This window comes from Rhodovulum sp. DZ06 (assembly GCF_050586345.1).
In the GTDB taxonomy this organism is placed as follows: domain Bacteria; phylum Pseudomonadota; class Alphaproteobacteria; order Rhodobacterales; family Rhodobacteraceae; genus JBOCEF01.
Window position 1 is genome coordinate 142,647 of sequence record NZ_JBOCEF010000003.1, and the last position, 20,906, is coordinate 163,552.

At 68.6% G+C, this 20,906-nt stretch carries 22 protein-coding genes; 4 read left to right on the forward strand and 18 right to left on the reverse strand.

The window, feature by feature from the left end; all coding sequences use genetic code 11:
• Nucleotides 1-27: 27 nt before the first annotated feature.
• The 3 genes from ctaA to ACQ5SO_RS02650 form a co-directional block, all read right to left on the reverse strand.
• Entirely contained in the window at nt 28-1,176 is a 1,149-nt protein-coding gene (ctaA, locus tag ACQ5SO_RS02640; RefSeq protein ID WP_430940013.1) for a heme A synthase, read from the reverse strand.
• Nucleotides 1,177-1,356: 180 nt separating this feature from the next.
• Nucleotides 1,357-2,130, reverse strand: a complete 774-nt coding sequence (locus tag ACQ5SO_RS02645; protein ID WP_430940014.1) for an RNA methyltransferase — start codon at nt 2,128-2,130, stop codon at nt 1,357-1,359.
• A gap of 90 nt (nt 2,131-2,220) precedes the next feature.
• Nucleotides 2,221-3,048 (reverse strand): class I SAM-dependent methyltransferase, encoded by an 828-nt coding sequence (locus ACQ5SO_RS02650; RefSeq protein ID WP_430940015.1) that lies wholly within the window; start codon nt 3,046-3,048, stop codon nt 2,221-2,223.
• Nucleotides 3,049-3,265: 217 nt separating this feature from the next.
• On the opposite strand from ACQ5SO_RS02650, the gene ACQ5SO_RS02655 reads away from it, so the two are divergent.
• Entirely contained in the window at nt 3,266-4,480 is a 1,215-nt protein-coding gene (locus ACQ5SO_RS02655; RefSeq protein WP_430940016.1) for an NADP-dependent isocitrate dehydrogenase, read from the forward strand.
• A gap of 112 nt (nt 4,481-4,592) precedes the next feature.
• Entirely contained in the window at nt 4,593-4,961 is a 369-nt protein-coding gene (locus tag ACQ5SO_RS02660; protein WP_430940017.1) for a DUF4870 family protein, read from the forward strand.
• Between the two features lie 71 nt (nt 4,962-5,032).
• Here ACQ5SO_RS02660 and ACQ5SO_RS02665 read toward each other — a convergent pair whose 3' ends face one another.
• From ACQ5SO_RS02665 to upp, 6 genes are all read right to left on the reverse strand, one after another.
• Nucleotides 5,033-5,791, reverse strand: coding sequence for a hypothetical protein (locus tag ACQ5SO_RS02665; protein ID WP_430940018.1), 759 nt, complete (start codon nt 5,789-5,791; stop codon nt 5,033-5,035).
• A gap of 114 nt (nt 5,792-5,905) precedes the next feature.
• Nucleotides 5,906-6,883, reverse strand: a complete 978-nt coding sequence (gene mbfA, locus ACQ5SO_RS02670) for an iron exporter MbfA (protein ID WP_430940019.1) — start codon at nt 6,881-6,883, stop codon at nt 5,906-5,908.
• Between the two features lie 145 nt (nt 6,884-7,028).
• Nucleotides 7,029-8,096 (reverse strand): recombinase RecA, encoded by a 1,068-nt coding sequence (gene recA / locus ACQ5SO_RS02675; protein WP_430940020.1) that lies wholly within the window; start codon nt 8,094-8,096, stop codon nt 7,029-7,031.
• A gap of 157 nt (nt 8,097-8,253) precedes the next feature.
• On the reverse strand, nt 8,254-8,817 hold the full coding sequence (locus ACQ5SO_RS02680; protein ID WP_430940021.1) for a hypothetical protein: 564 nt from the start codon (nt 8,815-8,817) through the stop codon (nt 8,254-8,256).
• A 48-nt stretch (nt 8,818-8,865) separates the two neighbouring features.
• Nucleotides 8,866-9,786 (reverse strand): pirin family protein, encoded by a 921-nt coding sequence (locus ACQ5SO_RS02685; RefSeq protein ID WP_430940022.1) that lies wholly within the window; start codon nt 9,784-9,786, stop codon nt 8,866-8,868.
• 172 nt (nt 9,787-9,958) lie between these two features.
• Entirely contained in the window at nt 9,959-10,597 is a 639-nt protein-coding gene (gene upp / locus ACQ5SO_RS02690) for a uracil phosphoribosyltransferase (RefSeq protein WP_430940023.1), read from the reverse strand.
• A 148-nt stretch (nt 10,598-10,745) separates the two neighbouring features.
• On the opposite strand from upp, the gene ACQ5SO_RS02695 reads away from it, so the two are divergent.
• Both ACQ5SO_RS02695 and ACQ5SO_RS02700 read left to right on the forward strand, forming a co-directional pair.
• Nucleotides 10,746-11,102 carry a hypothetical protein gene (locus ACQ5SO_RS02695; protein ID WP_430940024.1) on the forward strand — a complete coding sequence of 119 codons (357 nt, stop codon included), beginning with the start codon at nt 10,746-10,748 and terminating at the stop codon, nt 11,100-11,102.
• Between the two features lie 304 nt (nt 11,103-11,406).
• Entirely contained in the window at nt 11,407-11,937 is a 531-nt protein-coding gene (locus ACQ5SO_RS02700) for a PEP-CTERM sorting domain-containing protein (protein ID WP_430940025.1), read from the forward strand.
• Between the two features lie 84 nt (nt 11,938-12,021).
• On the opposite strand, the gene ACQ5SO_RS02705 is transcribed toward ACQ5SO_RS02700, so the two are convergent.
• The 9 genes from ACQ5SO_RS02705 to ACQ5SO_RS02745 are packed head-to-tail and all read right to left on the reverse strand — an operon-like array spanning nt 12,022 to nt 20,904.
• On the reverse strand, nt 12,022-13,272 hold the full coding sequence (locus ACQ5SO_RS02705) for a phosphopentomutase (protein ID WP_430940026.1): 1,251 nt from the start codon (nt 13,270-13,272) through the stop codon (nt 12,022-12,024).
• Nucleotides 13,273-13,300: 28 nt separating this feature from the next.
• Nucleotides 13,301-14,638 carry a thymidine phosphorylase gene (gene deoA / locus ACQ5SO_RS02710; protein ID WP_430940027.1) on the reverse strand — a complete coding sequence of 446 codons (1,338 nt, stop codon included), beginning with the start codon at nt 14,636-14,638 and terminating at the stop codon, nt 13,301-13,303.
• Nucleotides 14,638-15,396, reverse strand: a complete 759-nt coding sequence (gene deoC / locus ACQ5SO_RS02715; protein ID WP_430940028.1) for a deoxyribose-phosphate aldolase — start codon at nt 15,394-15,396, stop codon at nt 14,638-14,640. The genes deoA and deoC overlap by 1 nt, the downstream gene beginning before the upstream one ends.
• Nucleotides 15,393-16,190: a purine-nucleoside phosphorylase gene (locus ACQ5SO_RS02720; RefSeq protein WP_430940029.1), complete on the reverse strand. Its 798-nt coding sequence runs from the start codon at nt 16,188-16,190 to the stop codon at nt 15,393-15,395. Before ACQ5SO_RS02720 ends, deoC begins: the two co-directional genes overlap by 4 nt.
• Nucleotides 16,191-16,220: 30 nt before the next feature.
• On the reverse strand, nt 16,221-16,634 hold the full coding sequence (gene cdd / locus ACQ5SO_RS02725) for a cytidine deaminase (RefSeq protein ID WP_430940030.1): 414 nt from the start codon (nt 16,632-16,634) through the stop codon (nt 16,221-16,223).
• 3 nt (nt 16,635-16,637) lie between these two features.
• A complete protein-coding gene (locus ACQ5SO_RS02730; protein ID WP_430940031.1) occupies nt 16,638-17,762 on the reverse strand; it encodes an ABC transporter permease in 1,125 nt (374 codons plus the stop codon).
• The gene (locus ACQ5SO_RS02735) at nt 17,762-18,862 is read right to left on the reverse strand and encodes an ABC transporter permease (RefSeq protein WP_430940032.1); all 1,101 of its coding nucleotides are present in this window, start codon (nt 18,860-18,862) and stop codon (nt 17,762-17,764) included. The genes ACQ5SO_RS02730 and ACQ5SO_RS02735 overlap by 1 nt, the downstream gene beginning before the upstream one ends.
• Nucleotides 18,863-19,384 carry a hypothetical protein gene (locus ACQ5SO_RS02740; protein WP_430940033.1) on the reverse strand — a complete coding sequence of 174 codons (522 nt, stop codon included), beginning with the start codon at nt 19,382-19,384 and terminating at the stop codon, nt 18,863-18,865.
• Nucleotides 19,384-20,904, reverse strand: coding sequence for an ABC transporter ATP-binding protein (locus ACQ5SO_RS02745; RefSeq protein ID WP_430940034.1), 1,521 nt, complete (start codon nt 20,902-20,904; stop codon nt 19,384-19,386). The genes ACQ5SO_RS02740 and ACQ5SO_RS02745 overlap by 1 nt, the downstream gene beginning before the upstream one ends.
• Nucleotides 20,905-20,906: the final 2 nt, after the last annotated feature.

Here is a 20,906-nt window from a genome sequence, read left to right on the forward strand (position 1 = left end):
GCCCTTTCCGTTGCTCGCCGACCGGCCTCAGCCGCGGGCGATCTTCTCTTCCGCCGGGAACAGGCATTCCAGCCGCAGCCGGATCGCGGCGGCGAACAGCGCCAGCGCGCCCAGCTGGTGCAGGATCGCCAGGTTCAGCGGCGCCGCGTGCATCACCGTCACGATCCCCAGCACCACCTGGAGGGCGCAGACCGCCAGCGCGAGGCCCGCCCAGCCCTTCGCCCCGGCATGGCCCGAGCGGCGCGCCTTGAGGAAGGTCCACACCGCGAAGCCCATCACCAGGTAGCCGACCATGCGGTGGATGAACTGCACCAGCGCCGGGTTCTCGAAGAAATTGGTCCAGAACGGCTCGTAATCGAAGCTCTCGGAGGGCAGGAACTGCCCGTTCATCAGCGGCCAGTCGACATAGCCGCGCCCCGCGTCGATCCCCGCCACCAGCGCGCCGAGCAGGATCTGCACGAAGACCAGCGCCATCAGCCCGTGGCTGACGCCGGAGAGCGAGACCAGCTTGCGCCGCCGCGCCGCCAGCATCCACGCCCCGTCGCGCCGCAGCTGCCAGGAGAACCACACCAGCAGGCCGAAAATGGCCACCGCGAGGCCGAGATGCGTGGCCAGCCGATAGCTCGCCACGTCCACCATCCGCCCGTGCAGGCCCGAGGAGACCATCCACCAGCCGATCGCGCCCTGCAGCCCGCCGAGGCCGCCGACCAGCAGCATCTTCCCGGCCCAGCCCGGCGGGATCATCTTGCGCAGGGCGAAGAAGGCGAAGCCCACGGCCCAGACGAGGCCCACGAGCCGCCCCAGCTGCCGGTGGCCCCATTCCCACCAGTAGATGTACTTGAACTCGGACAGGGACATGCCCTTGTTCACCAGCTCGTATTCCGGGATCGCCTTGTACTTCTCGAACTCCGAGTCCCAGGCCGCGTCCGACATCGGCGGCAGGGCGCCGGTGATCGGCTTCCACTCGGTGATCGACAGGCCCGAATCGGTCAGCCGGGTCAGTCCCCCGACCAGCACCATCGCCGCGACCATCGCCGCCAGCACCAGCATCCAGGCCGAGATCAGCCTGCGCCCGCGCCGCCGCGCCGCGTCCGCCGCGCCCGGGGCGGGGGCGGCGGGACGGGCGGCGGCGGCCTCGGGGGTCGTCTCCTCGAAGATCGCGCGTTTCTTGCTCATGCGCGTTGGCTCCTGTCCTTCGCGTCAGGGACCGCCGGGGCGCAGGGCCCGGGCGGGGTCAGTGGCGGAGATAGCATTTCGCGCGCCCGCGCCAACATGGCCAAGCGGCGCAGGTCGTCGCGGGGGCGGGCAGGGGCCTCGGCCCCTCCCGCTCGGCCCCTCCCGCTCGACCCCTCCCGCTCAGCCCCTCCGGCGGCGCTTTTCCGACAGCGTGCGGAACACGCCCCAGAGGGTGCGCACGTCCTGCTCGGTCAGCGGCGCGCGGCGGAACAGGTTGCGCAGGTTGCGCACCATCATCGGCTTCTTGTCGGGCAGGTGGAAGAACCCGGCCTCCTCGAGCTGCTCTTCCAGGTGGTCCAGCATCCGGTCCACGTCGGCGCTCCCGGCGGTCTCGGAATGGCCGGTCGACATCTGCACGGCGGGCGTGTCGTCCACCTGGCGGCGCCACTCATAGGACATCAGCAGCACGCATTGCCCGAGGTTGAGCGACGCGAAGGCCGGGTTCACCGGCACGGTGACGATGGCGTTGGCGCGCACCACGTCGTCATTCTCGAGCCCCGTGCGCTCGCGCCCGAACAGCACGCCGACCTTCTCGCCGCGGGCGATGCGGGCGGCGGCGTCCTTCATCGCGGCCTCGGGGGTCATCACGGCCTTGGCCATCTCCCGCGGGCGGGCGGTGGTGGCGTAGACGTAGTGCAGGTCCTCCACCGCTTCGGCGGTGGTGGGGGTGACCTTCGCGTTCTCGATCACGTGCGCGGCGCCCGAGGACATGGCCACGGCCTTGGGGTTCGGCCAGCCGTCGCGCGGGTCCACCAGCCGCATCCGGTCGAGGCCGAAATTCCACATCGCCCGCGCCGCGGCGCCGATGTTCTCGCCCATCTGCGGCTCGACCAGGATCATCGCCGGCCCCTCGGCCTGCGGATGCTCGCCGCCGCTCGTGTCCCAGCCGCTCATGCGCACCGTCCCCTTGAATTGCCTCGTTCCCGGGCGGGACTAGCCCTGTGCGGGGCGAAAAGGCAAGCTTTCGGCGTGGAAAAGGCGGTCTCAGGCCTTCTCGAACCAGGCCGAGCTTTCGGGTGCGCCCCGATACGGCAGGCCCCTGATCCCCGGCCGCTCGCCCGCGCCCATCCGCGTGGCGGCGTAATGCGAGGCCCAGAGCGGCTTCAGCCCGCCGGACAGGATCCAGGGCGCCAGCCCGTTCTGCTCGTTATACCCGCGCCAGAGCCACGCCTCGGGGTACGGGTCCGGCAGGAACACGTCATGGACATGCACCCGCACCCCCGGCTTCAGCACCGGCAGGATGCGGGACAGGATGATGTCCACATCCGTGCCCGGCACCAGGATGTGCGAGCTGTCGAACACCGCCATGTCCCCGGGTTCCAGGTCCTCGAACAGGTCCATGTCCTCGGGCCCCAGCACCTTGGAGCGCCACTCGACCGGCAGGTCCAGCAGCGCCGCGCGGGGGGCGGGGTCGATGCAGACCTGCCGCGCCCCGGCCCCCGCCGCCGCCACCGCATGGGCGAGGAACCGGGTGGAATGCCCCGAGCCCACCTCGACGATCCGCGCCGGAGGGGCCTCGCGCGCCAGCAGCCACGCCGCTGCGCCGTCGAGCCGCGGGAACCACTCCTGCTCCCAGCGCGGCGACGGGGCCGGGCCGCCGATCGCCGCCAGCGCCTCGGCATGGCGGGCGGCGGCGTCCAGCACCTGCTCGAAGGCCGGGCGAGCGGCGTCGAAAGCCGCCTCCACGCCTTCGTATCGCGGCTGCACCTCCGGCACGGTTCCGGCGTAGCGATAGGGGATGAAGAATCCCTGCTTCCGCCATCCCGTCACCGTCGAGAGGCCCATGCGCAGCTGTCGCCACCGCTTGTTCATGATTTCGTATCCTTAATGCCGTTCAGTCGCGCCGGAGGGTTTCACTTGGACCCGCCCGCGCTCCACGTCCAGCGCGGCGCGTCCTTTTGCGCCGCCGCATGCCTTGTACGCGGCGGTATGCCGATGTATACGATTGCATGTAATCCGCGTCCCGCCCGCGCCTCCCCTGCGGCGACGGGACGCCCAGACCGCCAGCCTTGTCCGGGAGCGCGCCAGCATGACGAAAATCAAGGTCGACAACCCCATCGTGGAACTCGACGGCGACGAGATGACCCGCATCATGTGGGACTTCATCAAGAAGAAGCTGATCGAGCCCTATCTCGACGTCGACCTGCTCTACTACGATCTCGGGATCGAGGAGCGGGACCGCACCGACGACCAGATCACCATCGACGCGGCCGAGAAGATCAAGGAAGTCGGCGTCGGCGTGAAATGCGCCACCATCACCCCCGATGAACAGCGGGTGGAGGAGTTCGGCCTCAAGAAGATGTGGCGCAGCCCCAACGGGACGATCCGCAACATCCTCGGGGGCGTGGTGTTCCGCCAGCCGATCATCTGCCGCAACGTGCCGCGGCTGGTGCCGGGCTGGACCTCGCCCATCGTCGTCGGCCGCCACGCCTTCGGCGACCAGTACAAGGCCACCGACTTCACCTTCCCGGGCGCGGGCAAGCTGACGATGAAGTTCGTGGGCGAAGACGGCGCCGTGATCGAGCGGGAGGTCTACGACGCCCCCTCGGCCGGGGTCTACCAGGCGATGTACAACCTGGATGCTTCGATCATCGATTTCGCGCGGGCGAGCTTCAACTACGGCCTGTCGCTCGGCTGGCCGGTGTACCTGTCGACCAAGAACACCATCCTCAAGGCCTATGACGGCCGCTTCAAGGACCTGTTCCAGCAGGTGTTCGAGGAAGAGTTCGCCGACAAGTTCAAGGCCGCGGGCATCTGGTACGAGCACCGGCTGATCGACGACATGGTCGCCTGCTGCATGAAGTGGAACGGCAAGTTCGTCTGGGCCTGCAAGAACTACGACGGCGACGTGCAGTCCGACACCGTCGCCCAGGGCTTCGGCTCGCTCGGGCTGATGACCTCGCAGCTGATGACCCCGGACGGCAAGATCGTCGAGGCCGAGGCCGCCCACGGGACCGTCACCCGCCATTACCGCCAGCACCAGGCGGGCAAGGCGACCTCGACCAACTCCATCGCCTCGATCTACGCCTGGACCGGGGGGCTGAAGCACCGCGCCAAGCTCGATGAGAACATCGCCCTGATGTCCTTCGCCACGACCCTCGAGAAGACGGTGGTCGAGACGGTGGAGAGCGGGTTCATGACCAAGGATCTCGCGCTGCTCGTCGGGCCGGACCAGAAATGGCTGACCACCATGGGCTTCCTCGAGAAGGTGGACGAGAACCTGAACCACGCCCTCGTCGGCTGAGGCGCGGTTTTTCGGGGCGGCGCCGTGGACCTGCCACGATGTTGCGCCCATGTATTGGGGCGGGGCCGGGATCGGCCCCGCCCTTTTGCTTTGCACGTTGCCAGGAGCCGCCATGACCCTTGATCCGTCTTCCGCCCCGTCCTCCAATTTCTCGGGCAAGGACGCGGCGCAGCTGGTCTACATCCTGTATTTCGTCGGCTTCTTCCTGCCGATCTGCGCCGTTGCGGGCGTGATCCTGGCCTATGTGAAGCGCGACGAGGCGGCGCCGATGGCGCGCAGCCATCTCGATTTCCAGATCCGCAGCTTCTGGATCGGCTTCGGCGCGGTGATCCTCGGGGGGATCCTGACGCTGGTGCTGATCGGCTGGGCGGTGATCGCGCTGTGGACCGTCTGGGCGCTGGTGCGCTTCATCACCGGGTTCCTGAAGCTCAACGACTCGCGCCCGGTGGCCGACCCCGAGGGCTGGGGCTTCGCCGCCTGATCCATCGCCCGCGGCATGTGAAAAGGGCGCGCCCGGCCGGGCGCGCCCTTCTGCGGTCCGGGGAAGGGGCCTCAGCCCCGCCGGCGCCGCCGCCCGGCCGCGGCCAGCGCGGCGATCCCGACCAGCGCCAGCGGCGCCGCGCCGGGCAGGGGCACGTCGGCCACGCTGAGCGCATCGATGCGCGCGAAAGCCTCGTCGAACACCACCGGGTCGGTCGCCGCCGGGTCGCCGGAGGTCTCCGACTCGCTCGACACGTTGCTGAAATTCGAGAGGCTGATCACCCCGCCCAGCCACAGGTCCAGCGCCTCGGCCGCCAGCCCGTCCTGGTTCCACAGGCCGAGCGGGCCGAACAGGCTCACGGTCAGGCGCAGGTCGTCGATGCCGGTCAGCCCGGTCGCCTCGATCAGGTCGTACTCGGCCTCGACCGCGGGCAGGCCGATCAGCGCCGCCTCGTCCGCGGCGACGGGGGTGGGCCCGGTGAACAGCCCGCCCAGCGTCGGCGCGGAGGCGGAGAACAGCACGGCGCCCGAGTCCGGGTCGGTGATGCGCAGCGCCCCGCGGGCGGCGGCGACCGGACGGCCGAAGGAGCCGTCATCGGCGCCGAGCCAGCCGTCCTCGACCCGGAAGCTGGCGGTGAACCGCGCGCCGGTGGGCAGCGCCCAGGCGCCCCCGGCGGCGAAATCGCCCGACGGGTAGGCGGGGTCGGCGTTCTCGAGAATCGTGCCCTGCACGGTGACGCGCGTCGCCGCGGCGGCGGGGGCGGCGGCGGCGGCCAGGGCCGCGCAGGCGGCGAGGGACAGGGCGGTTGTTCTTGGGGAAGGCAGGGGCACGCGGCGATCCTCGGGGTGAATACAGGGATATGGCCGCGATTTTAGAGGGGTTCGCGCGGGCGGCGGCGTCAAAAACCCGCCGCCCGCGCGTGAATTCGGCGTCTTTGACGGCGCCTAGACTTCGCCGATCAGGATGCCCGCCGCCAGCACCAGCGCGCCGCCGAGCACGACCTGGAAGGCGGCCCGCACGAAGGGCGTCTCCATGTACTTGTTCTGGATCCAGGCGATGGCCCAGAGCTCGATGAACACCACGACCAGGGCGATGATGGTGGCGGTCCAGAAATCGGGGATCAGGTACGGCAGGGCATGGCCCAGCCCGCCGACCGCGGTCATCACGCCCGAGGACAGCCCCCGCTTCCACGGCGCCCCGCGCCCCGAGATCACGCCGTCATCCGACGCCGCCTCGGTGAAGCCCATGGAGATGCCCGCGCCGATGGAGGCGGCGAGGCCGACCTGGAAGGTCGTCCACGGGTCCTGCGTCGCAAACGCGGTGGCGAAGATCGGCGCCAGCGTGGAGACAGAGCCGTCCATCAGCCCCGCGAGGCCCGGCTGGATCCAGGTCAGCACGAAGTTGCGGTGGGAGGCCGCCTCTTCCGCCGCGGCGTCGTCCTCGCCCACGTGGCGCTTCTCGGCCGCCTCGGCGCGGTTCTCATGCCCCCGCTCGGCCATGGCGAGGTCGCCGAGCAGCTTGCGCGTGTCCGCATCCGGCGTGCGGGCGGCGGCGCGCTCGTAGAACTCGGCCGCGCTGCGCTCCATCCGCGCCGCCTCCGCGCGCATGTCGTCGGCGGACAGCTCCTCGACCAGCCAGAACGGGCGGCGCTGGTAATAGCCCGCGACGTGCTCGCGCCGGATCAGGGGGATCACCTCGCCGAAGCGTTTCTTGAACCGGTCGATCAGGCGGCGGCGGTGCTCGTTCTCCTCCGCCGCCATCTCCTCGAAGATTTTCGCGGTGGCGGGGAAGTCGAGGCGCAGGCGCTCGGCGAAGTCGAGATAGATGCGCGCGTCATCTTCCTCGGAGGAGATGGCGAGGGCGAGGATCTCGCGGTCCGAGAGGTCGCCGAACCGCTTGCGGCCAAGGGTGAAGCCGAACATGGGAATGCTCCGGTGGGATCAGATTTGGAATGATTCTAAGAAAGTTTCCACCGGGAGCAAGGGGCGCGTCGCCGCAAGGCGCAAATGCAAAACCGGCGCGCGGTGGGGGCCGCGCGCCGGTTCGAACGCCGTCATGCCGGGGCGCTCAGCCCTCGAGCACCTCGTCCTCGTCCCCGCCCGGGGGCGCGTCGAAGTCGAGGCCATGGGCCGCGCGGATCTTGTCCTCGATCGCCCAGGCGATGTCCTTGTTTTCCTTCAGGAACGTCTTCGCGTTCTCGCGCCCCTGGCCGATCCGCTGATCGCCGTAGGAGAACCAGGAGCCCGATTTCTCGACCACGCCGGCCTTGACCCCGAGGTCCAGCAGCTCGCCGGTCTTGGAGATCCCCTCGCCATACATGATGTCGAACTCGACCTGCTTGAACGGCGGGGCGACCTTGTTCTTCACGATCTTCACGCGGGTGGCGTTGCCGACCACCTCGTCCCGGTCCTTCAGCGCGCCGATGCGGCGGATGTCGAGACGGACGGAGGAGTAGAATTTCAGCGCGTTGCCGCCCGTGGTGGTCTCGGGCGAGCCGAACATCACGCCGATCTTCATGCGGATCTGGTTGATGAAGATGACCATGCATTTCGAGCGGGAGATCGAGCCGGTCAGCTTGCGCATCGCCTGGGACATCAGCCGGGCCTGCACGCCGACCGAGCTGTCGCCCATGTCGCCCTCGAGCTCCGATTTCGGCGTCAGGGCGGCGACCGAGTCGACCACGACCACCGAGACCGCGCCCGAGCGGACCAGCGTGTCGGTGATTTCCAGCGCCTGCTCGCCCGCATCGGGCTGCGAGATCAGCAGCTCGTCCACGTCCACGCCCAGCTTGCGCGCATAGGACGGGTCCAGCGCGTGCTCGGCGTCGACGAAGGCGCAGATGCCGCCCTTCTTCTGCTCCTCGGCGATGACATGCAGCGCGAGGGTGGTCTTGCCCGAGGATTCGGGGCCATAGACCTCGATGATGCGCCCCTTGGGCAGGCCGCCGATGCCGAGCGCGATGTCGAGCCCGATGGAGCCGGTGGAGACCGACTCGATATCCATCGTGGTCTGCTGGCCGAGCTTCATGATCGAGCCCTTGCCGAAATTCCGCTCGATCTGCGCGAGCGCCGCGTCCAGCGCCTTCTGCTTGTCCATGCCGCCCTTGCCCGTCAGTTCCATGATGCTCTGAGCCATTGCCTGCCATCCTTCTCCCATGTCCGCCGGGATACGTCCAGCGGCGCGGGTGTTCTGGTTTGGTTCCGATACATAGCATGGAACTTTACGAGAACAAACATTGAATGCGATGGAACGCAGCGTGGGGGAGGGATGGTTAAGAAACCGTGTAAGCCTGTCAGGAGAGCGGGCGCAGGTCCTGGCTCGACAGCACGATGTAGCCGGAGCCGAGGCTGTAAGACGGAAACGGAGACAGTTCCGGCGTCAGGAGCCCCAGGCCAGCCGTGCTGAACAGCGCGCCGCCCGAGTTCGAAGCACGTAGCATGAGGCCGGACACATCGTCGTTCTGGTCGAGTACGCCGGGCGCGAGGAGACTCAGGTAGCAGCTGGCATAGTCCAGGTCATCGACGGTGAAGGCCCGGGCGCAGCGCAGCCGAGAGTACACCATGGACGGCCGCAGCTTTCCGAGGTGCGGACGCGGGGCAGGAGCCTCCGCGGCATCCTTCGCTCGCTTTTGAATCGATCTCAGTCGATCCGACCTGGCGCGTCCGCCGCCGAGCGGCACGCCAATGGTGGCCTGCACGGCGCGCAGCTCGCCGCTGACGGCGATGTTCAGCTTCCGGGAGCGAAAATGGATGATGACGCTCTGAAAGATCAGGGCGACCGCGTTGCTTTCAACAGCGGCCTCCCAGTCTGCGACGGGCGTCTCCAGCGTCGGAAATTCAAGTGATTCTTCTTCCATGTTGGGAAGAGTATGGCGCCATGTCCTGCGCGGGGAAGAGACGAGGGCTCACAGCCCCCGCGCCTCCTCGCGAATGAAGGTCCCCTTCCGCAATTCATCAAAGGCCTGCATCAGCTCTTCCGGCCGGTTCATCACGATCGGCCCGTGCCAGGCCACCGGCTCCTGGATCGGCTTGCCCGAGACGAGCAGGAACCGCACGCCCTCGGGGCCCGAGCGGATTTCCACCTCGTCGCCGCGGTCGAACACCACCAGCGTGCGGTCGCCCGAGAGGTCGCGGATATGCACCTCCTCGCCGTCCACCTCCTTCTCCAGCAGCACGCCGAACGGGTCCGAGGCGCCCTTGAAGGTCCCGGCCCCGGCGAAGATGTAGGCGAAGGCGTTGCGCTCGACCTCGACCTTGATGCGTTTGCGGGTGTTGGGCGGCACCGAGACGTCGAGATAGCGCGGATCGGCGGCGATCCCGTCCACCGGCCCGCGGATGCCGCGCCAGTCGCCGGTGACGACGCGGATCACCGTGCCGTCATCATCGACGCGCACCGGGATCTCGGCGCTCGGGACATCCTGGTAGTTGGGCGTGGTCATCTTCAAGCTGCTCGGCAGGTTGGCCCAGAGCTGGAACCCATGCATGACGCCCGAGGCGTTCCCGCGCGGCATCTCCTGGTGCATGATGCCGCTGCCGGCGGTCATCCACTGCACGTCGCCCGCGCCCAGCGTGCCGCGGTTGCCGAGGCTGTCGGCATGGTCGACCTCGCCCGCCAGCACATAGGTGATCGTCTCGATCCCCCGGTGCGGGTGCCAGGGGAAGCCCTTGCGGTATTTCGCCGGGTCGTCGTTGCGGAAATCGTCGAACAGCAGGAAGGGGTCGTTCTCCTTCGGGTCGTGGAACCCGAAGGCGCGGTGCAGGTGCACGCCCGCGCCCTCCATCGTGGCCTGGGCCTCGATCTCTCGCTTCACCGGACGGATGGACATGGGCGCTCCTTTCCCTGCGGCGTGGATGCCGCATGTCCCCGAAATAGGACCGCCCCCGCGCGGATCAAAGCGGCGGGGGCGGGATTGGCTGTTTCCAGTACGGAGACTATAAGGCCGCCGCGCCATGTTTGGCGCCAGTCCTTCTGCGCCCGGGTCCGGGCCGCCGTGGGGCTTACTTGGTCCCGAACATCCGGTCGCCCGCGTCCCCGAGGCCGGGCAGGATGTAGCCCTTGTCGTTCAGCTGGCGGTCGAGGGCTGCGGTGACGATCGGCACGTCCGGGTGCGCCTCGGCCATCCGCGCCACGCCCTCGGGGGCGGCGAGCAGGCACAGGAAGCGGATGTCCTTGGCGCCGGCCTCTTTCAGCAGGTCCACGGCGGCGACGGTGGAGTTGCCGGTGGCCAGCATCGGGTCGACCACGATCACCGGCCGGTCGCCGAGATCCGAGGGCACCTTGAAGTAGTACTGGACGGGCTTCAGCGTCTCCTCGTCGCGATAGAGGCCGACATAGCCGACGCGGGCCGAGGGGACGAGGTCGTGGATGCCCTCCAGCAGGCCGTTCCCGGCGCGCAGGATCGACACCAGCACCAGCTTCTTGCCCGCCAGGGTTGGGGCCTCCATCTCCTCCATCGGGGTGTCGATGGTGGTGGTGGTGATCGGCAGGTCGCGCAGGATCTCGTAGCCCAGCAGCAGCGAGATCTCCTTCAGCAGCTGGCGGAACCCCTTCGTCGAGGTGCCCTTGTCGCGCATGATGGTGAGTTTGTGCTGCACCAGCGGGTGATCGACGATGGTGAGATGCGGATTCGCGGTCATGGGGGGCTCCTGCAAGCGTTTGCCGGACTATCCCGCCCATGGGCGAGAGAGGCAAGGGCGGGCGGGCGCTGGGACGGCATTCCCCGGGATGGCGCTGTAAAACTCAAGGACTCATCAATATAGACTCGGGCAAACTTGGGGGTTCGCCATGTCGTTTTTATATAAAGCCGTTGCTGCGGCGACGGTATTCTTGACCTTTACGGGCGCCGCGTCCGCAACTTCGGTGTACGAATTCAGCTTTAGCGCTGAGAACCCGTACGTCCCGGTCGTGGTGACCGGCCAACTGACTCTGCCCGACGGCGACGGCGTGTTCGCGGCCGAGACGCTGTTCATAACGTCGATCGAGGGCTTGCGGATCGAGCCCGACGGGCATTTCGGAACGACGGCGTGGCGGGGAGACTTCGCAGGGACCGCGGAGTTCAATGCGTTCGAGGTCCTCGATGGGGCAGTGTATGTCGTCACTTTTTATAGTCGCTTGGGCGCTGATTTAGATTTTTTGCGTTGATCCTGAATTTCGATACCTGAAATCCCATAAATAATGCGGTTCTCTATCGGTATAGAGGCGGGGAGCTGGCGGGCTATTTCACACAGTACGACCCGCAGACGCTGAGCTTCACCTTCCTCGGCAGCGACGCCCCCGCCGACGTCTCCCTTCCCGCCGCCGCGCCGCTGGCGCTGGCGGGCCTTGGCGCGCCGGCCCTCGCCGGGCGCCGCCGCCGGGGCTGAGGCCCCGCGCAGTCCCGCCGCGCCCGGCCCAGGGGCGCGGCGGGGCCATCCACATCCACGCAACAGAACCTTGGGGGGTTCTCATGTCCCGCCTGCGCAGCGCCGCCGCGGCCGCCATCCTGTCCGTCGCCCTTGCCGGACCGGCCGCCGCCGCCGTCTACGAATTCAGCTTCTCCAACCAACACGGCTTCGAGCCGGGGACCGTCACCGGCCTGGTCACCCTGCCGGATGGCGACGGGGCGTTCCGGGCCTCGTCGGTCGTGGTCACCTCGGCGCCCGAGGTGATCGGGACCTGGTGGCAGGGCAGGGAGCTCGCCGCCGGCGCCCCGTTCAACATGTTCCGGGTGACGGACGGCCTGGTGGATTACTGGGAATTCCGCGCCTACGCGGTGGAGATCTTCGGCGGGTTGGCGCTTCTGAAGGGCGACGCGCTGTCCCTGATGTACGAGCTTACCACGAATTACTACGAGGGGGTCTATGACGACACGGGCGAGATGGTGACCTTCCTGCGCCAGGACGCCCCCGCCGCCGACGTGCCGCTGCCCGCCGCCGCGCCGCTCGCCCTGCTGGGCCTCGGCGCGCTGGCCGCCGCCACGCGCCGCCGCAGGGGCTGAGCGCCGCCGCGCCTGGAGGCGCGGCGCGGGCGGTCGAGCGGGGGCTTAACGCCCCCCGAGGCCGCCCGCACGCGCCCCCGGCCGTCAGGCTTCGGGGCGAACTGGCCGGAAGCCCCCCGTCTCCACCACCTCGAGGAACGGTTTCCCCGGCCCCTCCAGCGGCAGGCCGAGCACGGCGGCCACCGTTTCCGCCACGTCCGCGAAAGCCACCTTGCCGAAGGAACCGCGCTGCAGGTCCGGCCCGGCGCAGAGGATCGGCACATTCTCCCGCGTGTGGTCCGTCCCGGTCCAGGTCGGGTCGTTGCCATGGTCCGCGGTCAGGATCAGCAGGTCCCCCCGCTTCATCTTCTCCAGCATCTCCGGCAGCTTGGCGTCGAAGGCCTCGAGCGCGCGGGCATAGCCCGCCACGTCCCGCCGGTGGCCGTAAAGGCTGTCGAACTCGACGAAATTGGCGAAGACGAGGTCCCCCGGCTCCGCCTCCTCCATCGCCAGGATGGCCTGGTTCATCAGCGCCATGTCGTTGCGGCCCTTGCGGGTCTCATCCACGCCCTTGCCTGCGAAGATGTCCTCGATCTTGCCGATGCCGGTGACATAGCCGCCCCTGGCCTGCACCCGCTCCTGGATCGTCTTCGCGGGCGGCGGGGTGGAGAAATCCTTGCGGTTGGCGGTGCGCTTGAACTCCCCCGGGCGCTCGCCGACGAAGGGGCGGGCGATGACCCGGCCGATGTCGTAGTCGTCCACCAGCCGCCGCGCGGCCTCGCAGAGCTTCATCAGCCTGCGCTTGCCGAAGTGTTCTTCATGCGCGGCGACCTGGAACACGGAATCCGCCGAGGTGTAGCAGATCGGCTTGCCGGTGCGGATGTGCTCCTCGCCCAGCTCGTCGAGGATCGCGGTGCCCGAGGCGTGCTTGTTCCCGAGGATGCCCGGCAGATCGCATTCCGCGACCAGCGCGTCGATCAGCGGCTGCGGGAAGCACGGCTCCGTATCCGGGAAATAGCCCCAGTCCTTCTGCAGCGGCACCCCCGCCAGCTCCCAGTGGCCGGTGATGGTGTCCTTGCCGGGCGAGGCTTCGACCCCCACGCCCCAGGCGCCGAAGCCCCCGGCCAGCAGGCCCGGCGGGCGGGTCCCGCAGGACAGCTCGCAGGCCGCCGCAAGCCCGAGGCGCGAGAGGTTCGGTAGGTTCAGCCGGTCGGCGCGGCCGTCATTGGCGCGGCCCTGGGAGCACGCCTCGGCGATGTGCAGGACGGTGTTCGCCCCCTCGTCCCCGAACGCCGCCGCATCCGCCGCGCCGCCGATGCCGACGCTGTCCATCACGAAAAGAAAAACCCGGGCCATCCCGAAAACCTCCCTGAATCAACAGGTCCTAGATGTCGTCCGGGCCGATGCGGCGCAAGACCGGGGCGTCGTGACCGGGGCCGATCCCCGCCGCGTCGCGCGGATCGCCAAGGCTGTAGGCGGCGCGGATGCGGGCGGCCGCCTTCTCCCACGCCGCTTCATCGCGCGCGTGGATCACCGCCAGCGGATCGCCGGGCGAAAGGGCGGCGCCGATGCCCGCCGTCTCGGTCAGGCCGACGGCGAGGTCGATGCCGTCCTCGGGGCGCGTGCGCCCGCCGCCAAGCTCCACCACGGCATTGCCGAGCGCGCGGGCGTCGATGCCGGTCACCGCGCCGCCCGCGTCTGCCGCCAGCGGCCGGATGACGGGGGCGCGGGGCAGGATCTCCTCGAACCGCTCCATGAAATCGGTGGACCCGCCGAGGGCGCTGACCATGCGCCCGAAGATCTCCGCCGCCTTGCCGCTCTCGAACGCCGCGGCGATCTTCGCGCGGCCCGCCGCGGCGTCGGCTTCCGCCCCGCAGAGCGCCAGCAGCTCTCCGCCCAGCCCCACGGTGACGTCCCAGAGGCGCCCGTCCACCTCGTACATCGCCAGGAACCGGGCGGCGAGCGCGACCTCCACCGCGTTGCCCGCGGCGGGGGCCAGCGGCTCGTTCATGTCGGTGATCAGGGCCGAGCAGGCGCAGCCGGCGCCGTTGGACACGGCCACGAGCGAGCGGGCCAGCGCCTCGGCATCCTCGGCCGTCTCCATGAAGGCGCCGGTTCCGACCTTCACGTCCATCACCAGCGCGTCCAGCCCGGCGGCGAGCTTCTTCGACAGGATCGAGGCGGTGATCAGGTCCACCGACTCCACCGTCCCCGTCACGTCGCGGATGGAATAAAGCGTGCGGTCCGCGGGCGCGAGGTCCCCGGTCTGGCCGATGATGGCGCAGCCGACCTCGCGCACGACCTTCGTCAGCGCATCGGGCGAGGGCGCGGCGTCATAGCCCGGGATCGCGGACAGCTTGTCGAGCGTGCCCCCGGTATGCCCGAGGCCGCGGCCCGAGATCATCGGCACATAGACCCCGCAGGCGGCCAGCGCAGGGGCCAGCATCAGCGACACCACGTCCCCGACGCCGCCGGTGGAGTGCTTGTCCACCACCGGGCCGGGCAGGTCCCAGCGCATCACGTCCCCGGAATCCCGCATCGCCTCGGTCAGCGCCACGCGCTCGGGGTCGGTCATCTTCTGGAAGCAGATCGCCATGGCGAGGGCGGCGGCCTGGGCATGGGTCACGTCCCCCGCCGTCAGCCCGCGGATGAAGAAGCCGATCTCCTCGGCGGACAATTCCTGCCCGCGGCGCTTCTTCAGGATCACCTCCTGCGGCAGCATCAGTAGCCCTCCGAGGCGGCGGCCTCGCGCCCTTCCACGGCGGCGATCAGCGCGTCGAGCACCGAGGAGGCGCCGAGGCGGAAATTGGCCGGGATCGCCCAACCCTCGCCGAGGATCTGTTCGGCCAGCTGCATGTAATTCGCCGCGTCCTGCGCGGTCTTGATCCCGCCCGCGGGCTTGAAGCCGCGGGTGCGGTCGAAATCGCGGATCACGTTCAGCATGATCTCGGCGGCGCCCAGCGTGGCGCTGACCGGGGCCTTGCCGGTGGAGGTCTTGATGAAATCCGCCCCGCCTTCCAGCGCCAGCCGCGAAGCCTTGCGGATCAGGTCGTGGTCCTCGAGCATCCCGGTCTCGAGGATCGCCTTCACCTTCGCGGTCCCGGCGGCGCGCTTGACGCGCTCGACCCGGGTCAGCACGTTCTGGGCGCGGCCCTCCATCAGCTCCTGCCACGGGATGACCATGTCGATCTCGTCGGCGCCGTCCAGCACCGCGCGCTCGGTCATCTCGATCACGTCCTCGGCCGGCTCCGCCCCGGTGGGGAAGTTGACCACGGTGGCGATCTTCACGTCGGCGGGCAGCTGTTTGCGCGCATAGGCGACGAATTTCGGCCAGATGCAGATCGCGGCGACGGTGCCATGGGGCGTGACGGCGCGGGCGCAGAGCGCGTCGATCGCCGCCTCGTCGCAGTCGTCGGTCAGGTCGGTCAGGTCGAGGCAGGCGATGCAGCGCCGCGCGATCTCGGCCATGTCTTCAGTCATTTGAAGCTCCCGACGAAGCGGCGGACCAGCGCGCGGAACTTCTGCTGCGCGGCGGCGGCCTCGGACTTCGTCTCGTCATGCGAAAGGGGGGCGCCGGTCATCCCGGCGCCGAGATTGGTGATCACCGACACGGCGGCGACCTCGAGCCCGAGGAACCGGGCGAGGATGCATTCGGGCACGGTGGACATGCCCACCGCGTCGGCCCCGAGGATCCGCGCGGCGCGGATTTCCGCGGGCGTCTCGAAGGAGGGGCCGGAGAACCACATGTAGACGCCCTCGGCCAGCGGCTGCCCCAGCCCGTGCGCGGCGTCCAGAAGCCGCGCGCGCAGGTCCGGGGAATAGGCGTCGACCATGTTGGTGAAGCGCGCGTCGGTCTCTTCCCCGATCAGGGGGTTGAGGCCGGAGTAATTGATGTGGTCGGTCAGCGCCATAAGCGAGCCGGGGGGCATCTGCTCATCGAGGCTCCCGGCCGCGTTGGTCAGCAGAAGGGCGGGGGCGCCGAGGGCTTTGAGCGTCTCCAGCGCCGGGCGCATCACCGCGGCGTCGCCCTTCTCGTAGTAATGCGCGCGGCCAGAGAGGAGCGCGACGCGCACCCCTTCAAGCTCGCCCACCACCAGCCGCCCGGCATGGCCCGAGACGCCCGAGACCGGGAAGCCCGGCAGGTCCTCGAACGGGAAGGCATGGGCGTTCTCAAGCTCCTCGCCCAGCGCGCCGAGGCCGGAGCCGAGGATGAGGCCGAGGGACACGGGGGCGTCCCCGGCGGTCTTGCGGATCAGGTCGGCGGCGTCGGTCATGTCTGGGATCTCGCTCTTGCGCGGCGGATTTCAAGCGTCGTCTTCGCGGAAGGCGAAGGCGGCGGGGAGGAGCTCGGCCATGGTGTAGCTGGCCTGGGGGCCGTCGAGATTGCAGGCATGGACCAGCGTCTCGGGGGCCGAGAATTCGCGCAGGCGCTGGCGGCAGCCCCCGCAGGGGGTGATGGGGGGCGACAGCTCCGCCGCCACCGCCACCTCGGCGATGCGCTTGTCGGCAGGGGTCTTCGCTGCCATCAGCATGTGGCCGATGGCGGTCGTCTCGGCGCACCAGCCCTCGGGATAGGACTGGTTCTCCATGTTCGCGCCGGTGAAGATCGCCCCGCTCTCGGTGCGGATGGCGACGCCCACGGCGAAGTTCGAATAGGGGGCGTGGGCTTTCTCCCGCGCCTTCAGGGCGGCGAGGAACAGGTCTTCGGCGGCCTCCATGGCTCAGCGCTCCTTCACATACGGGGTCCCGCCCGCCTTCGGGGGGATGGCCTTGCCGATGAACCCGGCCAGCAGCACGACGGTGAGGATGTAGGGCAGGGCCTGCATCGCCTGCACCGGCACCTCTCCGATGCCCGGCAGCGACTTGCCTTGCGCGAAGTTGGCCAGCGCGTCGAGGAAGCCGAACAGAAGGCAGGCGAACATGGCCGGGATGGGGCGCCACTTGGCGAAGATCAGCGCCGCCAGCGCGATGAACCCCTTGCCCGCGGACATGTTCACCACGAAGCCCGCGATCTGCGCGGTGGACAGGTACGCCCCCGCCAGCCCGCAGCAGATGCCCGCGCAGATCACCGCCTGGTAGCGCAGCCGGGTCACCGAGATCCCCGCCGTGTCCACCGCCGCCGGGCTCTCGCCCACCGCGCGCAGCCGCAGCCCGAAGCGGGTCTTGTAGAGCAGCCACCAGGTGAAGGGGGCGGCGAGGAACGCCACGTAGACCAGCCCGTGATGGCCCGAGACCAGGTCCGCATAGACCGGGCCGATGAAGGGCACGTCGCCTAGCGTCTCGGTCAGCGGCCAGTCGAGCGGGGTCCACCGCGCGTCGCCCATCAGCGGCGGGGTGCGCCCGCCCTGGCGGAACCAGGCCTGCCCGAGCAGCGCCGTCAGCCCTGCCGCAAGGAAGTTGATGGCCACCCCCGACACGATCTGGTTGCCGCGGAAGGTGATGCAGGCCGCGCCATGGATCAGCGCCAGCGCCACGCCGGTCAGCATGCCAGCCATCAGCCCCGTCCAGGCGCCGTCCATCAGGACGCCGCCATAGGTCTCCGGCGGGGGCATCACCAGCCGCCCGTTGAAGTCGCGCTCGAACAGGGCCAGGCCGGTGCAGGCGCCTCCGTCCCCGGACGCCCAGCCGAGGCAGATCTTGTAGACGTCCGCCACGCCCAGCAGCGCGCCGTCCAGCACGAAGGCGGCGGCGGCGGCGGCGAAGGCGGCGCCCAGAAGCTTGCCCTCCAGCCCGATGTCGATGACGCCCGAGCGCTCGGAATACAGCCCCGCAAGGCAGACCAGCAGCAGCGGCGCCGACAGCCGGATGGTGGAATCGAGGATCGCCAGGATCTGCACCAGGTCCATCACGCGGCCTCCGTCTTGCCCATCGCGAACAGGCGCGCGACCGCCGGGCGGAACATGAACTCCAGCGCCCCCGCGAACAGCACCACGAGGCCCTGGATCACCACCACCATGTCGCGGGTGATGGTCGGCATCTCGAACGCCAATTCAGCGCCGCCCTGGTAGAGCACCCCGAACAGCAGCGCCGCCAGCGCGACGCCCAGCGGGTGCGCCCGCCCCATCAGCGCCACGGCGATGCCCACGAAGCCCGCGCCCCCCGCGACGTCGAGGAACAGCCGGTTCTGGTCCCCCATCACCGGGTTCAGCGCCATCATCCCCGCCAGCGCGCCCGAGATGCACATGGCCACCACGATGATTTTCGTGGCCGAAATCCCTGCATAATTCGCCGCCGTCGGGTTGGCGCCGAAGGTGCGGATCTCATACCCCAGCTTCGTGCGCCAGATCAGCGCCCAGCAGAAGATGCAGGCCGCGATGGCGAGGAAGAAGCTGACGTTCAGCGGCGCGCCGCCGATGTCCTGGCCGAAGAGGGACATGAACCCGTCGAGCTTCGGCAGCCGCCCCGCTTCCTCGAAGGTGCGGGATTCGGGGGCCATCGCGCCCTCGACCTTCATCACGTTCACCAGGAGGTACGCCATCAACGAGGCGCCGATGAAGTTGAACATGATGGTGGTGATGACGATGTGGGAGCCTCGTTTCGCCTGAAGGTACGCCGGGATCAGCGCCCAGCCCGCGCCGAACGCCCCGCCCATCACCGCGGCGATGGGGGCGATCAGCCACCAGGGCAGAGCGGTGTCGAGCGCGAGGCACGCGATGGCGACGCCGAGCCCGCCGATATAGGCCTGCCCCTCTCCGCCGATGTTGAACAGCCCGGCGTGGAAGGCGATGGCGACGGCGAGGCCGGTGAAGATGAAGTTGGTGGCGTAGAACAGGGTGAAGCCGATGCCCTCGCCCCATCCGAGGGCGCCCCAGACGATGACCTCGACGGCCTTTATGGGGTCCTCTCCGATGATCAGCACGACGAGCCCGGCGACCAGGAAGGCGGCGACGAGGTTGAGGAGCGGGATGAGGCCGAGATCGACCCAGCGGGGGAGTTGGGCGTTCATTTAACGGAGCCTCATTTTTGGGGCTAGTATCCGATGGATTTCATCAAGGCGATGTGCTTGAAATCTAAGTGGGTCCATTTCGCCCTTTCCTAATTTCAGATGTTCCCCCGATTTTATCTTACTTATTTCAAGCTTTTCGTAAAGCTGGCTGGCTTCGTCATCTCCAAAGACAAAGGAAGACTCCCGAATTAGGGCTGATATTTTCCCAATTTGTTCTGCAAAATCGTATAAAACCTCGCTCCTCTCAAGTTTTCCTGATGAATCTGGAGGGGTCTCATGGAGAAATTTGAATTTCTCGGAAATTTCATGGGCGCAATACCCTGCGTCTATTAAATTTTTGTACAGATTGTATCGGGTTTCGAACAGGTCTTGCTTGCGCTTTAGGTGATTTGTGTGGGCGTTGAATATGCCAATTCCAGCGACTATGGCTGCCGTTATTGCGGTTAGCCAGAGCCGGACTATGGCCAGATCGTACTCGCTCCACTGCGAGGCTTCAGCGGTGACGTTGGCAGTATCCCCCATCACGCACCACCCTCAACCCCAGACATCAACAACCCGATCTCACGCTCATCCGCGCTCCCGGGCAGCTCGCCCATCACCCGCCCGTCGAACATCACCAGGACGCGGTCCGAGAGCCCCCGGATCTCGTCCAGCTCCACCGACACCAGCAGGATGGCCTTGCCCGCGTCCCGCAGCGCGATCAGCCGCCGGTGGATGGCCTCGATCGCGCCCACGTCCACGCCGCGGGTCGGCTGGCCGATGATCAGCACGTCCGGGTCCTGCTCGATCTCGCGCGCCAGCACGATCTTCTGCTGGTTCCCGCCCGAGAAATTGGCGCATTTCAGCTCCGGGTCCGGCGGGCGCACGTCGTATTCTTCCATCTGCCGCTGACAATCCGAGAGGATCGCGGCGCGGTCGAGGAACGGGCCCGACTGGTATTTCGGATCGCCGTGATAGCCGAGGATCACGTTCTCCTTGGCCTGGAACCTGGTCACGAGGCCCATGCGGTGCCGGTCCTCGGGGATGTGGGCGAGGCCCATGGCCCGCAGCTCGGCCGGGTCCGCGGCCTCGCGCGGCTGGCCGTTGACGACGATGGTCCCGGAGGTGAGGCGCCTCATGCCGGAGATGGCCTCCAGCAGTTCCGACTGGCCGTTGCCCGCGACGCCGGCGATGCCGACGATTTCCCCGGCGCGCACGTCGAACGACACGCCGCGCAGGCGCTCGACCCCCAGCGTGTCCACCACGCGGGCCTCCTTCACCGACAGGCGCACCTCGGCGGGGTTGGCGGGGCCTTTCTCGACGCGCAGCAGGACCGAGCGGCCGACCATCAGCTCGGCCAGCTCCTCGACGCTGGTCTTCGCCGTCTCGCGCGTCGCGACCATCTCTCCGCGGCGCATGACGGACACGGCGTCGGTGATGGCCATGATCTCGCGCAGCTTGTGGGTGATGAGGAGCACGGTTTTGCCCTGCGCCCGCAGCTGGTCGAGGATGCGGAACAGCTGGTCGGCCTCGTCCGGGGTCAGCACGCCGGTGGGCTCATCGAGGATCAGGATCTCGGCGCCGCGATAGAGCGCCTTGAGGATCTCCACCCGCTGCTGCTGGCCGACGGGCAGGTCCCCGACGATGGCGTCGGGATCGACATGCAGGCCGTATTCCCGCTCCAGCCGCTGCAGCTCGGCCCGCGCGGCGGCGCGCCCGCGGGAGAGCATCGCGCCCCCCTCGGCCCCGAGCATGACGTTCTCGAGCACCGTGAACGGCTCGACCAGCATGAAGTGCTGGTGGACCATGCCGATGCCGAGGCTGATGGCGACGTCGGCGTCGGGGATCTTCACCGGTTTGCCGTCCACCCGGATCTCGCCCGCATCGGCCTGGTAGAAGCCGTAGAGGATCGACATCAGGGTGGATTTGCCGGCGCCGTTCTCGCCGATGATGCCGTGGATGGCGCCTTTCTCCACCCGCAGGTGGATGTCGGAATTGGCGAGGACGGGCCCGAAGCGCTTGGTGACGCCGACGAGTTCGATGGCGGGGGCGGAAGCTGTCATTG